The following is a 20,643-nucleotide window of genomic DNA, read 5'->3' on the forward strand; positions in this document are numbered from 1 at the left end:
GAGACCGTCCACGGCTTCAGCGTGCGGTCACCGCGGTCGTGAGCAATCACCCGCGAGGGGTGATTGCTGTTTCAGCCGGGGCGTTCGGCTGCTGTGGAATCGGCCGCGTACCGGCGAACGCAGGGCCGAGCGGTCCGCCGTGTGCCCGTACGGCCCATCCCGCTGCCGTCGCCGCGGCCGGAGGCTGAGGATGAGAGCAGACCCGGCACAGGAGGTGCGCGCGATGTTTCCGCCCGTCGTCGCAGAGCCCGTCGTCGTAGGAGTCGACGGATCCGCAGAGAGCCTGGCCGCAGCCGAGTGGGCGGCTCGTGAGGCCGTGCGCCGCGAGCATCCCCTGCGGCTCGTTCACGCCTGGAACGGGCACCCGCCCGGGAGCGAGGGCGTAGCCGAGCGTGACCTGGACCGGAGTGGGCTTCGCCAGGCGGAGGAGAACATCCGCCGTTCCCACGCCGGCCTGACTCTGGACGACGAACGGGTCCAGGGACCGGCGACCGCCGCCTTGCTGAAGGCGGCAGAGGGCGCCGAACTGCTGGTGCTGGGCTCTCGCGGGCTGAGTGGGTTCACCGGATTCCTGCTGGGCTCGGTCGCCCTCGGCGTGGTGGCGCGGGCCACCCGCCCCGTCGTCCTCGTACGGGCCGGAGAGGAGGCCGAGGACGAGCACCTCCCGGCGGCCGACGGCAGCACCTCCACACAGACCGGCTACCGGGACGTTGTGCTGGGCCTGGACGTAGGGGACCCGTGCGAGGAGGTGATCGAGTTCGCGTTCCAGGCGGCGAGGCTCAGGGGTGCCCGGCTGCGGGCCGTTCACGCCTGGCAGGATCCCTCCGCCCTCAGCCTCGGACCGGGTGACATCGCCCTGTTGAACGGCCCGCAACGGGCGCAGGAGTGGCAGGGTGTCCTGTCCGCCGTGCTCCAGGTCTGGCGGGACAAGTACCCCGAGGTCGAGGTCGCCGAGACAGTGGTACGCGAGAAGCCCTCGACCGCGCTGCTCCGCGCCGCCTCCGGAGCAAGCCTTCTGGTCGTGGGCCACTGCCTGACCGAGCGTCCGGCCGGCCCGCGCACCGGCCCGGTCACCCATGCCGCCATCCACCACGTGAACTGCCCCGTGGCCGTCGTCCCCCATGCGTGAGGGACGAGGCGTCAGCGGTGTGCCGGACCGGTGTGGGTGGTCCCTGGCACCGCGGGTCGTCAGGCCAGAGTGACCTCGACCGGCAGTTTCTTGATGCCGTTGACGAAGTTCGAGCGGACGCGGGGGACGTCGCCGGCCAGGCGGATGTCCGCAAGGCGCGGGATCAGCTCCTCGAACATGATGCGGATCTCGGTGCGTGCGAGCAGGTTGCCCAGGCACAGGTGCGGGCTGCCCTTGCCGAAGGTGACGTGATCGTTGTTCCGCCGGGTGACGTCGAAGTCGTACGGGTTGCCGAAGACCTCCTCGTCGCGGTTGCCGGAGGCGAACCACATGACGACCTTGTCGCCCTCCTTGACCCGCTTGCCGCCGAGTTCGACGTCACGGGTCGCGGTGCGGCGGAAGTGGTAGACGGGGGAGGCCCAGCGCAGGAACTCCTCCACCGCGACGGGAATCAGGGAGGGGTCCTCCCGCAGGCGGGCCAGCTGCTCGGGGTGCTGGAGGAGGGCCAGCATCGAGTGCGTGATGGTGTGGCGGGTGGTCTCGTTGCCGGCGACGACCAGCAGCAGGAAGTAGTTGTCGAAGTCCTGTGGGGAGAGCGGGACGCCGTCGCGCGGGGTGGTGTTGACGAGCTTGGACACCAGGTCGGTGCCGTCGCCGCCGCGCCGGCGGCGGGCCAGTTCCCGTCCGTATTCGAAGACTTCGAGCGAGGCGGGGGAGCGGAAGGGCAGGTCGCGGTACTGCTCGCTCTCCTCGCTGTGGAGCAGCACATCGGCGTAGTCGGGGTCGGTGTTTCCGATGATGCGGTTTCCCCAGTCGATGAGCTGCTGGTTGTCCGTAGGAGGTACGTCGAGGAGGCGGGCCAGCACGTTGATGGGGAAGTCTGCCGAGATCTCCTTGACGAAGTCGAAGGTGCCCTTGGCCAGGGCGGCGTCCAGCGTGGTGGCGGTCAGGCCGCGCAGGAAGTCGGTATAGCTGTTGATGACGCTCGCCCCGAACTGACGCTGGATCAGGCTGCGCAGGGCACGGTGGCGCACGCCGTCCAGCTCCAGGATCGAGGCCCGCTTCTTGATCTGGTCCTCGTCGACCTCTTCGAGGTTGACGAACCTCGTGGAGGTGAAGGTCTCCGAGTCACGGTCGACGGCGGCGATGTCCGCGTGCCGGGTCACCGCCCAGAAACCGGAGTTGGGGGCCTCTTCCGGCTGCCAGTGCACCGGGTCCTCGTGGCGCAGGGTGTGGAACATGCGCCAGGGGGTGACCCCGTCGGTGAAGTGATCGAGGTCGGCGAGGTCGACGTCCGCGAGCGGCATCGGTTCGCGCACGGCGTCGGTCAGGGTCTCGGTCATCAAGGGGCTCCTCGGAGGGCGCGGACGGCGTCACAGGTGGTAGGCGTACTCGGTGAACTCCCAGTCGGTGACGTGCCGTTGGAAGCGTTCGACCTCGTTGCGCTTGTAGCTCAGGAATGAGGTGGTGAAGTCCTTGCCGAGCACCTCGGTCAGGGCGGTGTCCGCCTCCAGCGCGTCCAGGGACGCGGGCAGGTCCATCGGCAGCACGGCGGACCTGGCCGTGTCGTAGCCGTAGCCCTCCAGCGGCGCCGGGGGCTCTTCGCCCGCCTGGAGACCGAGCAACGCGGCGGCGAGGGTGCCGGCGATCAGCAGGTACGGATTGGCGCCGGCGTCGCCGAGCCGCAGCTCCACGCGGGCGCCGGAGCCCCGCTCGGGCGGGATGCGGACCATGGCGCTGCGATTGTCCAGCCCCCAGTCGATCAGCCAGGGAGCGAGGCTGTCGGGGCCGAAGCGTTTGTACGAGTTGACCGTCGGGTTGGCGAGTGCGGTGAGAGCGGGAGCGTGGGCGATGATGCCTGCGAGCGCGTGCCGGGCGACGGTGGACAGACCGTACGCGCCGGAGGGGTCGTCGAAGGCGTTGCGTCCGTCGGCGTCCCCGCAGGACAGGTGGAGGTGGAACCCGGAGCCACCGGTGTCGCCGAAGGGTTTGGCCATGAAGGTGGCCAACTTGCCTTCCTTGCGGGCGAGTTCCTTCACGGCCGCCTTGAACCGGAAGGCGCGGTCGGCGGCGTCCAGGGCCGCGGAGTGGCTGAGGTTGATCTCGTACTGGCCGCCGTCGAACTCGTGGTTGCCGGTGACGACGCCGAGGCCCGCGTCGCGCAGTTGTCGCAGGGTGCGCAGCAGGTGGTTGCCGGGGTCGGCGCGCAGTCCGGCGGTGTAGACGGCGCCGGTGGTCTCCGGGGCGCGGCGCCAGCCGGTGGGGGTGCCGGGGGCCGGCTCCAGCAGGAAGTACTCGAGCTCGGGGCCCACCACGGGGTGCAGCCCCTGCTCGGCACACCTGGCCAGGACCGCGCGCAGCAGGTCGCGCGGTGATTCGGCGGCGGGGGCGCCGGTCGACGGGTCGCTGACCTCGCCGAGGCAGACGGCGACGCCGGGCTCCCAGGGCAGGGCGGACAGGGTGGACAGATCGGCGCGTACGGTCACGTCCGGCAGGCCCGCGTCCAGGCCGCCCGAGACCGGGACGACATCGCCCTGCGGGCTGGTGTGGAACACGGCCCGGCAGAAGGCCAGGCCTTGCTCGCAGGCCGTCGGCAGGTGGTCGGTCAGGACGTCGCGGGCGCGGTCGGTGCCGATCAGGTCCGGATAGATCACCCGGACCACGTCGATGCCCTCGGCGGCGAGCCGCTCCTGGTACCGGCGGATGTCAGGGATGTCTTGGGCGCTCACCGGTGTCTCCTTGGGCGGATGGGCGGGGTGGCGTGAGGACGACGCGGGCCTGGGGCGGTGCGGGAAGGGCTCCGAGCCAGTCGTTTGACCCCGAACAGTATGGAGGGGTCCGTCGTTCCACAAGGGGGTGGTCGCAAGAATTTATCCACCTGGACAGGTATTGACCAGAACCCCTCCGCTTCCTATCTTGTTTGAAGCCAAACGAGTCAGGGGTGCGGCACTGTCGCACCCCTTTGGCAGAGGGGCCTGGCCGCAAGGCCGGGCCCCTTCCCACCGCCCCTCCCTGCCCTGCTCCGACGCCCTCACCCTCAGGAGGACCGCCATGAAGGTCGTCGTCGACATGAACAAGTGCCAGGACCACGGCCAGTGTGTCTTCGCGGCCCCCGACGTCTTCTCGATGGACGACGCAGGCCACCTGGCCTACGTCGCCCACCCGGACGACGCCCTGCGCGACGAGGTCGAGGAAGCCGCGGACGTGTGCCCGCTGCAGGCCGTCCGGATCGAGGACTGAGATCATGGCCCGACGCATAGTCGTAGTCGGCGCCTCGATGGGCGGCCTGCGCGCCGCCGAGCAACTACGTGCGGCGGGCTGGAAGGGCGCGATCACGGTCGTCGGGGACGAGCCCCACATGCCCTACAACCGGCCGCCGCTGTCGAAGGAAGTGCTGGCCGGGAAGGCGCCGTTCGAGTCCCTGGCCTTCACCCCGAAGGCCTCGGCGGCCGATGTGGAGTGGCGGCTCGGCACGAAGGTCGTCGCGGCCCGCTTCGCCGACCGGACCGTGGAACTCGACGACGGATCCCCCCTCTCGTACGACGGTCTCGTCGTCGCCACCGGCATGCGGCCCCGCCGGCTGCTCTGCCCCGGGCCGCTCGCCGGCCGCCACACGGTCCGTACGCTCGCCGACGCCCAGGGCCTGCGAGCCGAACTGACCCGGCCCGGCGCCCGTGTCGTCGTGGTCGGTGCCGGCTTCATCGGCTGTGAGGTCGCCGCCACCGCCGTAGCACTCGGCGTTCGCGAGGTGACCGTCGTCGATCCGCTGCCCCTGCCCATGGTGGGCCCGCTGGGCGAACTACTGGCCCGCGCGCTGCTGAAGCGGCACGAGGAGCGAGGGGTTCGCTTCGCCCTCGGCACGGGAGTCGCCGGGTTCGAGGCTGACGTGGGGGCACCTCCGGGGGCACCCCCGGGCGCAGCTGGGGGAGGCGGCTGGGGGAGTGTGACCGGTGTCGTCCTCGCCGACGGCTCCGTACTGCCCGCCGACGTGGTCGTGGAATCGGTCGGCTCGGTTGCCAACACCGAGTGGCTTCAGGACAACGGGCTCGACCTGTCCGACGGTGTGCTCACCGACGAGCACCTGCGGGCCGGCGGACATCCGGAGGTCGTCGCGGTCGGCGACGTCGCCCGCTTCCCCAACGCCCGCTACGACGGCGTACCGCGCCGTGTCGAGCACTGGTCGATCCCCACCGACACGGCCAAGCATGCCGCGAAGAAGCTGGCCGCCCATCTGGCTGGTGGAGACGGGGAGTTGGCGCCCTTCGCGCCGCTGCCCACCTTCTGGAGCGACCAGCACGACTTCCGGCTCCAGTCGTTCGGCGCGCCCGGTCTTGGCCTCGACGACGTGCGGGTGCTGGACGGCGAGCCGGACGGTGACGTCCTCGTCGGTTACCACGTCGACGGTCGACTCGTCGGCGTCGTCGCGCTCGGCGGCCAGGCGGCCGCGATGCGTGCCGCCAAGTATCGCGCCCACCTGCTCAAGCAACCCGCCCTCACCGCGTAAGGAGCTCCAAGTGGCCAGTCTCCGTGGTTACTTCCATCCCAAGACGGCGAGTGGTGCCTCGTCGCTCATTCCGTCGCCGCCGTGGCGTTACTCCGGTGATCTGTTGACCGTCGAGTACCGCACAGATCCCTCGCGGGTGCGTGAACTGCTGCCCGCGCCGCTGGAGTTGGCCGACGAGGACCCCGGTGCGGTAGCGCTGATCTGGGCCGACTGGCAGTCCTGCTCGGAGTCCGGGGACGAGCTGCTGGATCCGGTGCTCTCCCAGTACAAGGAGGCCTTCGCGGTCGTGCGCTGCAAGTTCCGGGGACAGACGTACTCGCGCTGCGTGTACATCTGGGTGGACAAGGACTTCGCTGTCGCCCGCGGGCTGCACCAGGGGTATCCGAAGAAGCTCGGGTCCATCCATCAGACGCGGCCTCATCCGTATGGGCCTGCTCCGCGGATCGAGACGGGTGCGCGGTTCGGGGCGACGTTGGCTGCGGCGGACCGGCGGTTGGCGCAGGTCGTGGTGACTCTGCGGGAGCCGTCGGAGACGAACGGGTTTGTCAACGGCCATCCCATGGCGCATCACCGGTGGCTGCCGTCCATTGAGAAGGGCAAGGGGCTCGCGCTGGACGAGCTGGTCGAGTCGGGGGCAGCGTCCTTCGAGGGCGGGCAGCCGTGGGCCGGGGATGCGGAGTTGGAGTTGTTCGAGGCGCCCACGGAGGAGCTGGCGCGGCTGGAGGTTCGGGAGCCGATCGCTGCGTACTACCGGCAGGTTGGGGTGGTTTGGGACGGCGGTCGACTGCTGGAGTCCGGTACGTCGGGAGCGTCTGCCGAGTGAGGTCGGTGGCCGGCTGCGGGTTGTTCGTGGCTGGTCGCTCCCCAACTCTCGGCTTCTCCCCCACTCTCGGCTCCGCTCGAGCCGGGGGGACCCCATGAGCGGGGGGACCCCCATCGCGGCGGAGCCGCAAGTCGATACAGCCCCGCGCCCCTGGGTGGGTATTCCTGATCCCTTGTTTGATTGGAGCCCTTTTCGCATGCCCGACAACATCACCGTCGCCGGAGTCACCGTCGACACCCGGCAATGGATCGGCGGCCGACGCGTCGCCTCCGCCGACACCTTCACCGACCTCTCTCCGATCGATGGAAGCGTCCTCGGGGAGATCAGCCGCGGCACCCCGGCGGAGGCCGACGCCGCCGTGGCCGCCGCCCAGGCGGCCTTCCCCGCCTGGGCCGCCACCCCCCGCTCCGAACGTGCCCGCGTCCTGCACGCCATCGCCGACGGCGTCGAGAAGCGGATCGAAGAGCTGGCCATCGTCGAGACCACCGACAACGGCGCCCTGCTCCGCTCCCACCGACAGGGCGTCATGCCGCGCGTCGCCCACAACTTCCGTTTCTTCGCGGACTGGCTGCTGAAGCTGGACCATGAGGACTTCGAGACCCGGGGCCACACGAACCACGTGAGCTGGGACCCGGCGGGCCCCTCGGTACTGATCACCCCGTGGAACGCGCCGCTGATGCTGGCCACTTGGAAGGTCGCCCCCGCGCTGGCGGCCGGCAACACCGTGATCCTCAAGCCGGCCGAGTGGTCCCCGCTGACCGCCTCGCTGCTCGCCGACATCGCCGCCCAGGCCGGGCTCCCGGCCGGTGTCCTCAACGTCGTCCAGGGTTACGGCGCCGAGATCGGCGACGCCCTCACCTCGCACCCGGACGTGCGCCGGATCAGCTTCACGGGGTCGGTGCCGACGGCGCGTCGTATCGCTGCGTCCGCCGCGCCGAACCTCACCCCGCTCAGTCTCGAACTCGGCGGCAAATCACCCCTGTTGGTGTTCGCCGACGCCGATCTGGACCTTGCCGTCGACCTCGCGGTCGAGCAGTACGACAACGCCGGGCAGGTCTGCCTCGCCGCGACCCGCATCCTCGTCGAAGAGTCGGTCGCCGAGGAGTTCACGCGCCGCTTCGTGGAGAAGGCGACGCGGTTGAAGCAGGGCGACCCTCGGGAGGAGGCCACCGGCATCGGGCCCAACATCCACCCCCGCCAGCTGGAGAAGATCGACGGCTTTGTGCAGCGGGCGCTCGATGGCGGGGCCCGCGCGGTCATCGGCGGCCACCGCAAGGACGGCCAGTACTACGCGCCGACGCTCCTCACGGATGTCGCCCAGGACTCGGAGATCGTCCAGGAGGAGGTCTTCGGACCGGTGCTGACCCTCCAGACCTTCGCCACGGAGGAAGAAGCCGTCCACCTCGCCAACGGCACCCACTTCGGGCTGGCCGCCACCCTCGCCACCGGCGACCAGGAGCGCGCCGAACGCGTCAGTGCCCAGCTGGTGGCGGGCACGGTCTGGGTCAACTGCTTCTTCGTACGCGACCTCCAGGCACCCTTCGGCGGGTCCCGCCTCTCCGGGGTCGGTCGTGAGGGCGGCACCTGGAGCTTCGACTTCTACTGCGACCTGAAGAACACCGTGACCGCCCCGAACGGATGGAACAACCATGGGTGAGATCGTCGGGGCGGGACTTCTCGCCCACGTGCCCACCATCGTGCTCCCGGAGTCCGACCGGCTGGAGCTGAACGAGGGCAGGGAGATCACCCTCGTCACCGGCCTCCAGCAGCTCCGCAGGGACGTCTTCGAGCGCGGTACCGCCAACGAGTACGACACCGTCGTCGTCCTCGACTCCCACTGGGCCACCACCGTCGAGTTCGTCATCACCGCCCAGCAGCGGCGCGCGGGCCTGTTCACGTCCGAGGAGCTGCCGCGCGGCATGTGCCGGATGCCGTACGACTTCCCCGGCGATCCCGAACTCGCCCGCAACGTCGAGAAGTTCGCCGACAAGCATGGCACCTGGATCACCGCGATCGACGACGACTACCTGCCGATCTACTACGCCACCATCAACCTGTGGAAGTTTCTCGGCGAGGGGCTTTCGGACAAGCGATGGGTGACCATCGGCGTCTGCCAGACCGGCGACATGGAGGACCACCTCCGCCTCGGCCGTGCGCTCGCGGACGGCATCGCCGCCACCCCCGGGCGGCGCGTCCTGCTCATCGCCTCGGGCGCGCTGTCGCACACCTTCTGGCCGCTGCGGGAGATCCGCGACCACGAGGCCAGCGATCCGGTGCACATCCGCACGCCGGAGGCCCGCGAGGCCGACTACGAACGCATCGCCTGGTTCAAGGAGGGCCGCCACGACAAGGTCCTCGACAGCATGGACGAGTTCTGGAAGTTCAAGCCGGAGGCGAAGTTCTTCCACTACCTGATGATGGCCGGCGCGCTCGGTGAGCAGGCGTGCGTCGCGAAGGCCCGGCAGTACGGCGAGTACGAGAACTCCGTCGGCACCGGCCAGGTCCACCTGTGGTTCGACCGCCCTGCCGACGGCTGGACCGGAAACGGCCTGCCCACCCCCGCCGCCCAGTTGTGACCAGGAGAATCGCCATGCCCGAATACCGCCGCATCCTGCTCGACGGCGCCGCCGTCCAGGTCACCGTCGACGGGGACGAACTCGTCGCCGGGGACGGCCGCCGTGTGAAGACCGACGACGCCCGGCATCTGCCCCCGGTCGTCCCCTCCAAGGTGATCGCCGTCCACCTCAACCACCGCAGCCGCGTCGACGAGTTCCAGATCCAACTCCCCGACACCCCCACCTACTTCCACAAGCCGACCTCCTCACTGAACTCCCACCAGGGCGCCGTCGTCCGCCCCGACGGCTGCAAGTGGCTCAACTACGAGGGCGAGGTCGCCATCGTGATCGGGAAGACGGCGCGCAACATCTCGCAGGCCGAGGCAGGTGAGTACATCGCGGGTTACACCGTCGCCAACGATTACGGCCTGCACGACTTCCGCGACACCGACGCCGGCTCCATGCTCCGGGTGAAGGGCTCCGACACCCTCTGCCCACTCGGCCCGGGGCTCGTCACCGACTGGGACTTCCACGGCAAGCGGCTGCGAACGTACGTCAACGGCGAGGTCGTCCAGGACGGTTCGACCGACGAGATGAAGTGGGACATGCACTACCTCGTCGCCGACATCGCCCGCACCATCACCCTCCACCCCGGTGACGTGCTGTTGTCCGGCACTCCCGCCAATTCCCGCCCCGTACAGCCGGGTGACGTGGTCGAGGTGGAGGTCGAGGGCCTGGGCCGCCTCACCAACCACGTCGTCACCGGCCCCACGCCCGTCCGTACCGACGTCGGCGCGCAGCCCACCGAGTCCGAGGAGGTGCTGTCCACGGCGCTCGGCGGCGACTGGGAGTTCCGTGGGATCCGTCCGCCCAAGCGGTGAACGGGCGGGCGGGTATGGTCAACGGCATGACCGAGTCCGCCGAGCAGCCCGAAGGTCGTGAGCCGCGCAGGCGCATGAACTACGGGGAGGGCCGCGAGGCCCTGCTCAACGCCGCTGTGCGGGTCGTGGCGCGGGGCGGGCTGCGCAAGCTCACCTACCGGGCCGTCGCGCAGGAGGCGGGGACCACGCACGGGCTGGTCGTCCACCACTTCGGCTCGCGAGACGCGCTGATCGAGGAGGCGCTCGCCCACGCGATCCGCACCTCGCTGAGCACCAGCGCGCTCGAACCCGGCACGGGCAAGGTCGCCGACTTCTCGGTCGGGCTCTCCGAGATGGTCACGGCGGATCCGGACATACAGGCGTTCCAGTACGAGCTGCTGCTGGAGTCACGGCGGCGGCCGGAGCTGCTGCCGCAGATCCGCGCGCTGTACGACGCCTACTTCGACGCCACCAAGCGCGAGCTGTCCCGGATCCTTCCCCACGACGCAGGCCACCCCTTGACCCGGTTGGTCTTCGCGGCCCTTGACGGGATCGTGCTGCACCAGCTCGTCTTCGGCGAGCCCGAGACCACCGACGCCGCCGTCGAGGAGCTGCGCCACCTGCTCCGGCTCCTCGAAGGCGAAGCCGAAGCTGAAGCCGAAGGCGACTCCGGCTCGGCAAACCGCTAGGCAAGGTCCAACGGGCCGTCCGACTGGGCATTCGGGCCTCGTTCGCGCTGCTCAGAAACGCGCTGACGACAACTCCGCGGAAATCCCGGAGCTCCCCCCTTGTCAAACGGATAGTTCCAGCCCACCATGGGGCAACTCGTTTGGCCTGAAACGACCCTTCTCCTTCTCTGGCAGGTGATCCGAGTGGACAGTCAGACAGCGGTCGGCAACCAGGCCGCGCCCGACACCTCCACCACAGGCAGGCTCAAGCCCAACTCCCTCGGCGTCCTGGGCATCCTCTTCTTCGTTCTGTCCGCCCAGGCGCCGCTCACCGGTGTCGCGGGCGCCGTTCCCCTCTCCGTCGCCCTCGGCAACGGACCCGGCGCCCCTGCCACCTATGTGGCGGCCGGGGTGATCACGCTGCTGTTCTCGGTCGGCTTCGTGGCCATGGGCCGGCACGTCGTGAACGCCGGCGCCTTCTACACGTACATCGGCAAGGGCCTCGGCCGGCACGTCGGCACCGGCAGTGCCGGCGTCGCACTCTTCGCCTACTTCGCGATACAGGCCGCCATGTACGGCCTCTACGGAGCTACCGTCAGCAGCCTGCTGGCACACCACACAGGGGTGGACGTGCCCTGGTGGGTGTGCGTCCTGGTCACCATGGCGATCGTCCAGGTCCTGGGAGCCTCGGGCATCGAGATGGGCGCCAAGGTACTGGCGGTCTTCGTCCTGGCGGAGTTCAGCATCCTCGGCGCCTTCGCCCTCGTCACCTTCGTCCAGGGTGGTGGGCCCGAGGGTCTCGCCTTCAGCGAGTCCTTCTCGCCGGTGGCGGCGCTCGACGGGGCCCCGGGTGTGGCGCTGATGTTCTCCGTCGCCTCGATGATCGGCTTCGAGGCCACCGCGATCTACGGTGAGGAGGCGCGCGAACCCCGCAGGACGGTGCCCCGGGCCACCTATCTGGCCGTCGCCCTCGTCACCGGCTTCTTCGCCTTCGCCTCCTGGATGCTGATCTCCGCCCACGGCCCCTCGAACGCGACCGCGGCCGCCGGCAAAGCGCTGGAGAGCGGCGACTCGACGGCCTTCGTCTTCGCTCCCATCGCCGACCAGTTCGGCACCTGGGTCAACGACGTCCTGCCCGTTCTGCTGGCCACCTCGCTCTTCGCGGGCATCCTCGCCTTCCACAACTCCGCCAACCGCTACCTGTTCTCCCTCGGCCGCGACGGGCTGCTGCCCCGCAGGCTGACGTCGGTCAACCGCCGCCACTCTCCCGGCGTGGCGGGCACCGTCCAGACGGCCATCGCCGTCCTGCTGGTGATCCCCTTCGCGCTGGCCGGCAAGGACCCGGTCCTGACCCTGTTCTCCTGGGGCAGCGGAGTAGCTGTCCTGGGGATCATGCTGCTGTACCTCCTGACCTCGGTCTCCGTGGTCGCCTTCTTCCGCCGGGAACGCCTGGACACCCGGCCCTGGAACACGCTGATCGCCCCGGCCCTGGGCGCACTCGGCATCGTCGGCGCGGTCTGGCTGATCGTCGAGAACTTCACCACGCTCATCGGCGGCGACTCGGCCACCGCCCTCTGGCTCGGACTCACTGTGCCGGCAGTGCTGGCCCTGGGCACCGTCGCGGCCACGATGAGGCGCGGGGCGGCCGACGGCGGTTGACGCACGCCCCCAGGGCGGAGCGTCAGTCCGCCTCACCCGCCATCCGGTCGAGGAAGTCGTCGACCAGGTGGCGGGTGTTCGCCCGGGCCGTCGGGGGCTCTTGTACGGGTTCCACCTGGGTCATATCGTTTGAGATCAAATGAAATTCCTGCCGTGATCTGGAGGCCACGCATGCCGGACATCACCCACGACGAGTGGCTTCGCCGCGCCAAGACCTTGGAGGTGTCCGGCGCCCACCACATCGACGGCGCCGACGAGGACGGCGGTGGAGCGGCCTTCGCGGTCGTCTCTCCCCGGGACGGTCAGGTGGTGACCGAGATCGCCGACGGGGGCACTGCCGAGGTGGACGCAGCCGTGGCCGCCGCGCGCCGGGCCTTCGACTCCGGCCCCTGGCCCCGTCTCGCGCCCGCCGACCGCGGTCGGACCCTGCTGCGCATCGCCGAACTGCTCGACGAGCAGCGCGAGAAGCTCGCGCTGACCATCAGCCTGGAGATGGGCAAGCCGATCACGGACGCGTACGACATCGAACTGCGCGCCGCCATCAACACCTTCCGCTGGTACGGGCAGCTGGCGGACAAACTCACCGGCGAGTCCCCCCACACCGCACCGGACGCCCTCGCACTGATCACCCGGGAACCGTCCGGTGTCGTGGGCGCGGTCGTGCCCTGGAACTTCCCGCTCACCCTGGCGAGTTGGAAGATCGCCCCGGCACTGGCCGCGGGCTGCACGGTCGTACTCAAGCCGTCCGAGAACTCGCCGCTGTCCGCGCTCCTCCTGGGCCGGCTCGCCACCGAGGCCGGGCTGCCGCCGGGTGTACTCAACATCGTCAATGGAAACGGCCCGGTCGTCGGCCGGGCCCTCGGTCTGCACCCGGACGTGGACGTCCTCGCCTTCACCGGCTCCACCGCCGTCGGTCGCCACTTCCTGCGCTACGCGGCCGACTCCAACCTCAAACGCGTCTGGCTGGAGCTGGGCGGCAAATCGCCCAACATCATCCTTCCCGACGCCCCTGACCTGGAGAAGGCCGCCGCCACCGCCGCCTGGGGCATCTTCTTCAACCAGGGCGAGATGTGCACCGCCCCCTCCCGGCTGCTGGTGCACTCCTCGATCGCCGAACGCGTCGTCGCGGCCGTCGTGGGGCGCGCCCGGGAACTGAGCGTCGGCGACCCCCTCGACCCGGCCACCGAGATGGGCGCCCTGGTCGGCGAGGCCCACCTGAGCCGCGTACGAGACCACATCGGCACCGGTCTGGACGAGGGCGCCCGGCTGCGGGCCGGCGGCGAGCGCGTTCTCACCGGCACGGGAGGCACGTACCTGGAACCGACCGTCTTCGACCGGGTGGAGCCCGGCATGCGGCTGGCCCGCGAGGAGATCTTCGGGCCCGTCCTGTCCGTGCTCGCCTTCGACGACCTGGACGAGGCGGTACGGCTCGCCAACGCCACCGAGTACGGCCTCGCCGCCGGCCTGTGGACCTCCGATCTGTCCACCGCCCACCGGGTCTCGCGGGCGCTGAAGGCCGGCACGGTCTGGGTCAACTGCTACGAGGAGGGCGACCTGACCGTCCCCTTCGGCGGCATGAAGCAGTCGGGCAACGGACGGGACAAGTCCGTCCACGCCATCGAGAAGTACACCGAACTCAAGACCACCTGGATCCAGTTGTGACTTCCAGCCCGGCCCGCCCCCTCATCGCGATCCCCGCCCGCTTCGCCGCCACCACATCCGCCCTGCGCCACGCCGCCGAGGTCAATGCCCGCGCCCTGATCGAGTCCGTATGGCGGGCCGGCGGTGAACCGGTGAGCCTGCACCCCGCCGACACCGATGTGCCGGCCCGCCTCGCCCGCTTCGACGGGGTCCTGCTCCCCGGCGGCGGCGACCTCGCCCCCCACCGGTACGGCGCCACCGACACGCACGACAGCGTCTACGACGTCGACGACCTCCAGGACACCTTCGACCTCCAAGTCGCCCGGCGGGCGCTGGAGTCGGGCCTGCCGCTGCTGGCGGTCTGCCGAGGCATGCAGGTCGTCAACGTCGCCCTGGGCGGCACGCTGGAACAGGACATGGGGGGGCCGCAGCGAGAGCACCGGCACCTCGTTCATCCGGTGGCGATCCGGCGCGGCACGCTGCTGGAACAGGCCACCGGAGCGGAGAAGGTCGAAGCCTCCTGCTACCACCACCAGCGAGTGGACCGACTCGGTGAGGGCCTGGAGATCACCGCACGGGCAGCCGACGGCACTCCGGAAGGCCTCGAACTCGCCGGAGCACGCGGATGGTTCACCGCCGTCCAGTGGCACCCCGAGGACACCGCGCACCAGGACGCCGCCCAGCACGATCTCTTCGCGGCGCTCGTGCGAGCGGCCCGCTGAAGCTCGCAGCGAGGGGCTCTCAGCCCTTCGGGCGTCGCCCGCTGCGGCGAGGAGCGGGCTCGGCCCCGTTCAGCAGCGACTGGCGGCGCTCCTCGCCGTTCTCCTCGACCTGCAGCACGACGCGCCGCAGGTCCTCGGCCAGATTCCGGCACTCCTCATCCGTCAACTGCCCGGTGACGAACGCCTCCTCCTCGTTGAACTGCGGGAACAGCCGCCGCATTAGCCGCTCGCCCTCGTCGGTGAGGCTGAGCAGGACCAGCCTGCCGTCCGAGGGGTGCCCCGCCCTGCTGAGCAGCCCGCGCGATTCCAGCGTGCGCGACACCCCGGTGAGCGTCCCCTTGGAGATGCCGGCCTCCTCGGCCACATGCCGGGTCTCCGACTCGCCCCACACCCACACGACCCACAGCACCACGAAAGCCGTCCAGGTCAGATCGGAGCCGCGCAGCACGGAGTTCTCCAGGTGCTGGCGCACCGCCGAGGCGGCCCGGTAGATGTTGGCCACGGCCGCCATCTGGTCCCGGCGGATCGGGATGCCGCCGAGTTTCGCCGCGGCGAGCTTCTCGGCTTCGGTGATGGATCGCTGGCCGGGCACGGGCGCTCCCTCGTTGTGCGTTGACCGTTCGGCCTCAAATTGTACGAAGGGAGTGTCCGAGGGCGATGTGCGCCCTCGGACACTCTTCCGATGTCACGACCGTGTGGCGCTCAGCGCTCGTGGACGACACGCCCGTCGAACACCGTCAAGTCCACCTGCGCGTCCGTGATTTCGTGGGGATCCAGTTCCAGCAGTGGACGGTCCGGTACGCACAGATCCGCGACCTTGCCGACTTCGACGGACCCCTTCCACTCCTCCGCGAAGTCCTGACGGGCCGCATTGACCGTGTACGCACGCAGGGCCTCGGCGAGGCCCACACACTGTTCCGGGCCGCTGCGCCGGCCGCTCGCCTTCGACTCCCGCAGCATCATCGCGGCCACTCCTTGCCGCCAGTCGGGCTCCGTGATCGGGGCGTCCGAGCTGGCGCAGACCGCGACGCCGGCCTCGACGGCGGACCGCACGGGCCATTGGTAGGCGGAGCGTTCGGCACCCACCACCTCGTCCATCAGGTCGGAGATGGTCCACTTGATGGCCGGGTTCATGTTGATGCCGTAACCGTGTGCGGCGAGTTTCGCCAGGCTGCCGGCGCCGATGAAGTCGCCGTGGATGACGTAGTGCCGGGCGTCGGGCCGTGGTGCCGCCTCGTCGGCCGCGACGAACGCGTCCACGACCGTGTCGATGGCCCGGTCTCCGGTGACATGTACGCCCAGCTGGAAGCCCGCCCCATGGGCGATCCGGATCATCTCGCGCAGCTCGTCGACCTGGAGCGCGGGAGTGTCGCCGTGCACGCACAGCGCGCCGTGGCCGCCGTCGGCGTACGGCTCGTTCATCCACGCCGTGCGGTTCGGCGGTACCCCGTCGGCGAAGATCTTGACGCCGATGGCGCGCAGGAGACGCGGGTCGGCCGACTCCGGGCGCCGCAGTTCGGCCAGGCCCTTGCGTACGTCGTCCGCGGAGCCGCCCATCGGCGCGGGCAGCAACAGGACGCTGACCCGGGCCTCGAGGCCGCCGGTGGCCGCGAGTTCGGCGTACGCCGTCCAGTTGTCGGTGCTCAGCCCGCCGAAGAGGGTCGTGGCGCCGCCGGGACCGAGGCCGGGCTCGGTGTAGCTGGTGATGCCGCGCGAGTGGAGTTCGGCGATCACGTTCCGGATGGCCTGGCGGCGCTGGGCGACGGTGGGGGAGGGGAGCGCGGCCTGGACGAGTCCCTGGGCGGCCTCGCGCAGGATGCCGGCGGGCTCGCCGTCCGGGTCGAGGTCGATGACACCGCCCGACGGGGGCACACTCGACGCGTCGATGCCGCACTGGCGCAGGGCCGCGCTGTTGACCCACACCATGTGCGAGGAGAAGTCGGTCAGGCAGACCGGGTTGTCCGGCGCCACGATGTCGAGATCCCGGCGGTGCGGAAAGCGACGGGGGTCGGCGAGACACTCCGCCAGGTAGCCGGGGTCCCAGCCGAGGCCGATGATCCACTCGCCGGGCCGGGAGGCTTGCACCTGACTCCGCACGGTGGCGGCGATGTCGGCGATCGACGTCACCGCCGGATGGCCGACGGCGATGGCGAAGGGCGGCTTGGTCATGCCGTACGCGGCCCCGTGCAGGTGGGAGTCGTTGATGCCGGGCAGTACGGTCCGGCCGCCCAGTTCGACGACGCGCGTGCCGGGTCCGGCCAGAGCGCGGATCTCGACGTCGGTGCCGACGGCAACGATGGTCCGGCCGCGCACGGCCACACCTTCGGCCACGGTGAAGCCGTCGTCGACGGTCAGGACCTGGCCGCCGGTCAGGATGAGGGTGGGGGCGCTGTCGCTCACGCGAAACCTCTCTGGGACGTGAAGGTCGTAGGACGGGTCACCGCGTCAGCCGCGGACCGAAGTAGGCGAGCGCCGCGCCCGCCACCAGGGCGATGCCCTGGGCCATCTGCTGCCAGAACGTCGGTACGTTCAGCAGCGTCAGCCCGTTCTGCAGACAGCCCAGGAAGAGTACGCCGAGCAGCACTCCGAAGACGGAGCCCGAGCCGCCGGTGAGCGCGACTCCGCCGAGCAGGACCGCGGTGAGCACGGTCAGCTCGAAGCCGGCCCCCGAGGTCCCGGCGACCACGCTGTCCAGTACGGACGCCTTGATCGCGCCGGCCAGGGCCGCCGCGACCGAGGTGACGACGAACAGTGCGAAGGGTGTACGGCGGATGCTGATGCCGGAGAGATAGGCGGCCTCCCGGTTGACGCCGATGGCGAAGACGTGCCGCCCGGCCGGGGTGAGGGCCAGGAACAGCGCACCGGCGACGAGCACCAGTACGGCGATGACGACCGGCGCGTCGATCCCGGCGATACGCGACCCGCCGAGCCAGGCGAACCCGGAGCCGAAGCTGCTCAGCGGCAGCGGGAAGAGCTGCTGCGCGAGTCCGCGCACCGCGGTCAGCATGCCCAGCGTCACGATGAACGAGGACAGTCCGAGATAGCAGCACAGGACGCCGTTCACGGCGCCCACCGCCGCACCCACGGCGAGTGCGCCGAGCACGGCGACGACCGGTGACTGGTGCTGCTGCCCGGCGAGCCAGCCGGCGACCAGCCCGCCCAGAGCGACAGTGGAGCCGACCGACAGATCGAGGTAACCGCTGATGACCAGCAGCGCCAGAGGCACGGCCACGAGGGTGAGGGTGGCCGCGTCGGTGGCGATGCCGCGCAGGTTGCCCCCGTCGAGGAAGCTCCCCGTCGTCAGCTGGAACACCAGCACCATCAGGACAAGGACGATGAGCAGCGGATGCCGCCGCACGGCGTCGAGTCCGCTGCCGGCCATGGCGCGCGGGCCCGGAACGAGGCGGCCGGCGGGGGAGGTGGTCGCGGTGGTCATGCCGCTCCTTTTGAGGTCGCGGGGGCGGGGTCGTGGACGGCCGACAGGAGCGCGGCCTCGGTGAGTTCGGAGCCGCCGAGCTCGCCGACGATCCGTCCGGCGGAGACGATCAGGCAGCGGTGGGCGAGTGCGACGACCTCCTCCGGATCGCTGGAGGCGAACAGCACGGCGGTGCCGCGCTGTACGGCGAGTGAGGAGACGACCTGGTAGATCTCCTGCCGGGCACCCACGTCGACGCCTTGGGTGGGCTCGTCGAGGAGCAGGACGTCGACGTTGTGCGCCTCGTTGATCCAGCGGCCGAGGACGAGCTTCTGCTGGTTCCCGCCGGAGAAGGCGGCCGCCGGCAGGCCCGGCCGTGCCGGGCGCAGCCCCACGGCGTCGCACAGCGCGCCGAAGATCCGCCGCTCGGCGCGCAGCGCCCGTACGCCGCGCCGGGCGAGCGGACGGATCGTCGGCAGCAACGCGTTGTCCTGCGCGCTCAGCACCGGGAACAGGCCCTGTCTGCGCCGGTCCGCCGGTACGAGGGCGATCCCGGCGGCCAGTGCGTCGGCAGGCCGGGCGGCTTCGACGGCGCGGTCTTTGACACGCACGGTCCCACCCGATGCGCGGCGCCTGCCGAAGAGCGTCTCCAGGACACGCGTACGTCCGGAACCTATGAGTCCGAACAGGCCGACGATCTCGCCCTCGGCCACGTCCACGTCCACGGGACCGAATCCGGGACCGCGCAGGCCGTCCACCGTCAGGCAGGGCGAGCGCGGCGCGCCGGAGTCGGCCGGGGCGCCCGCTGTCGCGCCCGGCGAGAGAGGAGGCGCCGGGCCGACGATCGCGTCGACCAATTCCTGTCGGCTTCGCCCCGACACCTCCGAGTGATGGGTCACGCGCCCGTCCCGCAGCACCGTCACGGCGTCCGCGAGCCGCTCCACCTCGGCCAGCAGATGGGTGACGTACACGATGGCCAGGCCTTGGGCGCGCAGGTCCTCCACCCGCTCGGCCAGGGCGTCGCTCTCGGCCCCGGAGAGGGCGGCGGTGGGCTCGTCCAGGACGAGGACCGAGGCGCTGCGGCTGAGCGCCTTGGCGATCTCCACCAACTGCCGTTGTCCCATGGGAAGTTCGCCTACACGGTCGCGAGGGGAGCAGTTCGCCGCCACCCGCTTGAGCAGTCCGGCCGCGACGTCCTCCTGAGCCCGGCGGTCGATCCGGCCGTACTTGGTCCATTCCTGGCCGAGGAAGATGTTCTCGGCCACCGTCAGGGAGTCGACGACGCTGAGCGTCTGGAAGATGATCGCCACTCCGGCGGCGATCGACTCACGCGGGCTCAGCCGTGTGTGGCTGCTGCCACCCACCTCGATCGTGCCCGCGTCCGGCGGGAAGGCCCCGCCGAGGCACTTGATCAGGGTGGACTTACCGGCGCCGTTGTGGCCGAGGAGGGCGTGCACCTGGCCCGCCGGGACGGTGAGGTCCACGCCGTCCAGTGCACGGACGCCACCGAAGGACTTGCTCAGTCCGCGGATACGGAGATTCGGTTCCGTCATGCCCGTCATGCCGGCCGCCTAGGAGTTCTGCGCGAGCAGGTCGTCGATCCGCGCGGTGTCGGCGTGCTGGACGAGCGTGATCGGCACCTGGGCGCTGGGGTTCTCCTTCCCGGCGGCGACAGCCAGCGGCACGTCGACGACGGCGTTCGCGATGTCCTTCGGTGCCAGCGCGGCGGAGGCCCGGTAGAACGTGCCCTGTTTGATGGCGAGCAGCGAAGGTGCGGCGCCGTCCTGCCCGCCGACGAAGGTCTTGGTGTCGGCCTTCGCCCGCCCTGTCTGCTGGAGGGCCTTGAAGCCGCCGTACGCGGCGGCGTCCGTGACCCCGAGGACGATGTTGAGGTCGGGGTGCTTGGCGAGGATGGCCCGGGTCTTCGAGAGCCCGGTGTCCGGGTCGATGGCCTGCTCCTTCGCGACCACGTCGACACCGGGCGCGTGCCGGGTGAAGGCGTCGATCATGCCCTTGGTGCGCTCACGGCCCAGCGGGATCGTGCTGTCGGTGAGGAACGCGATCTTGCCCTTGCCGCCGAGCCGTTCGTTGGCCCACTGCGCGGCGGCCTCCCCGAGCAGAGTGCCGCCCTCGAGGAAGCTGAACTGGATGTCCGCGCTCTGATGTTGCAGCGTTCCGCCGTATGTCACCCAGATCAGCCCGGTGTCCAGCGCTCGCTTGGCGGTGGCCTCGGTGGCCTCGAAGACCATCGGGAACGACACGATGGCCGGGACCTTCTGCGAGACCCAGGCACTCAGATTGGTGGCCTGAGTGTCGGCGCTGCTCGCGTCGCTCGTGGTCAGCAGGGTGATGCCGTGCTTCTTCGCGGCCTTGGTGGAAAGTTTCACGAGCGTCGAGTACAGGGGGAGCTGGGTGAACGGATAATCCAAGCCGATCTTGCCGAGGGACTTCGCCCCCGGCGACGAGCCGGCGGCCGCGGCGGTCGAGCCGGCGCCGTCGTCCGGCGCCGAACAGCCCGCGGTGGCCAGCGCGGTGGCCACCGTGATGCCGCCGGACCATGCGAGGAACTGCCGGCGTGAGGCCGTGGACACGGCCTGCGGGAATCTGGTCATGGCGGGCTCTCCCAGGTGAACGGGCCCGTCATGGCGGGCGTCCGGCTGTGCCGAA

The 20,643-nt window shown here is 70.4% G+C and carries 18 protein-coding genes; 11 read left to right on the forward strand and 7 right to left on the reverse strand.

What is annotated here, in order from left to right; all coding sequences use genetic code 11:
• The first annotated feature begins 190 nt into the window (after positions 1–190).
• Positions 191–1,129 (forward strand): universal stress protein, encoded by a 939-nt coding sequence (locus ACFYO0_RS01480; protein WP_388668806.1) that lies wholly within the window; start codon positions 191–193, stop codon positions 1,127–1,129.
• A 59-nt stretch (positions 1,130–1,188) separates the two neighbouring features.
• On the opposite strand, the gene ACFYO0_RS01485 is transcribed toward ACFYO0_RS01480, so the two are convergent.
• Together ACFYO0_RS01485 and ACFYO0_RS01490 are read right to left on the reverse strand one after the other, a co-directional pair.
• On the reverse strand, positions 1,189–2,472 hold the full coding sequence (locus ACFYO0_RS01485; protein ID WP_388668809.1) for a cytochrome P450: 1,284 nt from the start codon (positions 2,470–2,472) through the stop codon (positions 1,189–1,191).
• A gap of 30 nt (positions 2,473–2,502) precedes the next feature.
• A complete protein-coding gene (locus ACFYO0_RS01490; protein WP_388668812.1) occupies positions 2,503–3,858 on the reverse strand; it encodes a glutamine synthetase family protein in 1,356 nt (451 codons plus the stop codon).
• 322 nt (positions 3,859–4,180) lie between these two features.
• On the opposite strand from ACFYO0_RS01490, the gene ACFYO0_RS01495 reads away from it, so the two are divergent.
• The 10 genes from ACFYO0_RS01495 (at position 4,181) to ACFYO0_RS01540 (ending at position 14,561) form a co-directional block, all read left to right on the forward strand.
• On the forward strand, positions 4,181–4,369 hold the full coding sequence (locus ACFYO0_RS01495) for a ferredoxin (protein ID WP_388668815.1): 189 nt from the start codon (positions 4,181–4,183) through the stop codon (positions 4,367–4,369).
• 4 nt (positions 4,370–4,373) lie between these two features.
• Complete coding sequence (locus ACFYO0_RS01500) at positions 4,374–5,633, forward strand: NAD(P)/FAD-dependent oxidoreductase (RefSeq protein ID WP_388668818.1); 1,260 nt, start codon at positions 4,374–4,376, stop codon at positions 5,631–5,633.
• 10 nt (positions 5,634–5,643) lie between these two features.
• Positions 5,644–6,456, forward strand: a complete 813-nt coding sequence (locus ACFYO0_RS01505) for an acetoacetate decarboxylase family protein (RefSeq protein ID WP_388668821.1) — start codon at positions 5,644–5,646, stop codon at positions 6,454–6,456.
• A 196-nt stretch (positions 6,457–6,652) separates the two neighbouring features.
• The gene (locus ACFYO0_RS01510) at positions 6,653–8,113 is read left to right on the forward strand and encodes an aldehyde dehydrogenase (RefSeq protein WP_388668824.1); all 1,461 of its coding nucleotides are present in this window, start codon (positions 6,653–6,655) and stop codon (positions 8,111–8,113) included.
• On the forward strand, positions 8,106–9,032 hold the full coding sequence (locus ACFYO0_RS01515) for a 3,4-dihydroxyphenylacetate 2,3-dioxygenase (RefSeq protein ID WP_388668827.1): 927 nt from the start codon (positions 8,106–8,108) through the stop codon (positions 9,030–9,032). The genes ACFYO0_RS01510 and ACFYO0_RS01515 overlap by 8 nt, the downstream gene beginning before the upstream one ends.
• A gap of 14 nt (positions 9,033–9,046) precedes the next feature.
• Positions 9,047–9,892, forward strand: a complete 846-nt coding sequence (locus ACFYO0_RS01520) for a fumarylacetoacetate hydrolase family protein (RefSeq protein WP_388668829.1) — start codon at positions 9,047–9,049, stop codon at positions 9,890–9,892.
• A gap of 26 nt (positions 9,893–9,918) precedes the next feature.
• A complete protein-coding gene (locus tag ACFYO0_RS01525) occupies positions 9,919–10,560 on the forward strand; it encodes a TetR/AcrR family transcriptional regulator (RefSeq protein WP_388668832.1) in 642 nt (213 codons plus the stop codon).
• Positions 10,561–10,743: 183 nt separating this feature from the next.
• On the forward strand, positions 10,744–12,198 hold the full coding sequence (locus ACFYO0_RS01530) for an APC family permease (protein ID WP_388668834.1): 1,455 nt from the start codon (positions 10,744–10,746) through the stop codon (positions 12,196–12,198).
• A 171-nt stretch (positions 12,199–12,369) separates the two neighbouring features.
• Positions 12,370–13,860: an aldehyde dehydrogenase gene (locus ACFYO0_RS01535; protein ID WP_388668837.1), complete on the forward strand. Its 1,491-nt coding sequence runs from the start codon at positions 12,370–12,372 to the stop codon at positions 13,858–13,860.
• Positions 13,857–14,561, forward strand: a complete 705-nt coding sequence (locus ACFYO0_RS01540) for a gamma-glutamyl-gamma-aminobutyrate hydrolase family protein (protein WP_388668840.1) — start codon at positions 13,857–13,859, stop codon at positions 14,559–14,561. Before ACFYO0_RS01535 ends, ACFYO0_RS01540 begins: the two co-directional genes overlap by 4 nt.
• Positions 14,562–14,580: 19 nt before the next feature.
• Here ACFYO0_RS01540 and ACFYO0_RS01545 read toward each other — a convergent pair whose 3' ends face one another.
• From ACFYO0_RS01545 to ACFYO0_RS01565, 5 genes are all read right to left on the reverse strand, one after another.
• On the reverse strand, positions 14,581–15,153 hold the full coding sequence (locus ACFYO0_RS01545) for a MarR family winged helix-turn-helix transcriptional regulator (protein WP_388668843.1): 573 nt from the start codon (positions 15,151–15,153) through the stop codon (positions 14,581–14,583).
• A 110-nt stretch (positions 15,154–15,263) separates the two neighbouring features.
• Positions 15,264–16,961, reverse strand: coding sequence for an amidohydrolase (locus ACFYO0_RS01550; RefSeq protein ID WP_388668846.1), 1,698 nt, complete (start codon positions 16,959–16,961; stop codon positions 15,264–15,266).
• Between the two features lie 37 nt (positions 16,962–16,998).
• Positions 16,999–17,997: an ABC transporter permease gene (locus ACFYO0_RS01555; protein WP_388668849.1), complete on the reverse strand. Its 999-nt coding sequence runs from the start codon at positions 17,995–17,997 to the stop codon at positions 16,999–17,001.
• Positions 17,994–19,529 (reverse strand): sugar ABC transporter ATP-binding protein, encoded by a 1,536-nt coding sequence (locus ACFYO0_RS01560; RefSeq protein ID WP_388668852.1) that lies wholly within the window; start codon positions 19,527–19,529, stop codon positions 17,994–17,996. Before ACFYO0_RS01560 ends, ACFYO0_RS01555 begins: the two co-directional genes overlap by 4 nt.
• Positions 19,530–19,547: 18 nt before the next feature.
• Positions 19,548–20,588, reverse strand: a complete 1,041-nt coding sequence (locus ACFYO0_RS01565) for a sugar ABC transporter substrate-binding protein (RefSeq protein WP_388668855.1) — start codon at positions 20,586–20,588, stop codon at positions 19,548–19,550.
• Between the last annotated feature and the right edge of the window lie 55 nt (positions 20,589–20,643).

Source organism: Streptomyces sp. NPDC006365, from assembly GCF_042870755.1.
Taxonomy (GTDB): Bacteria; Actinomycetota; Actinomycetes; order Streptomycetales; family Streptomycetaceae; genus Streptomyces; species Streptomyces xiangluensis.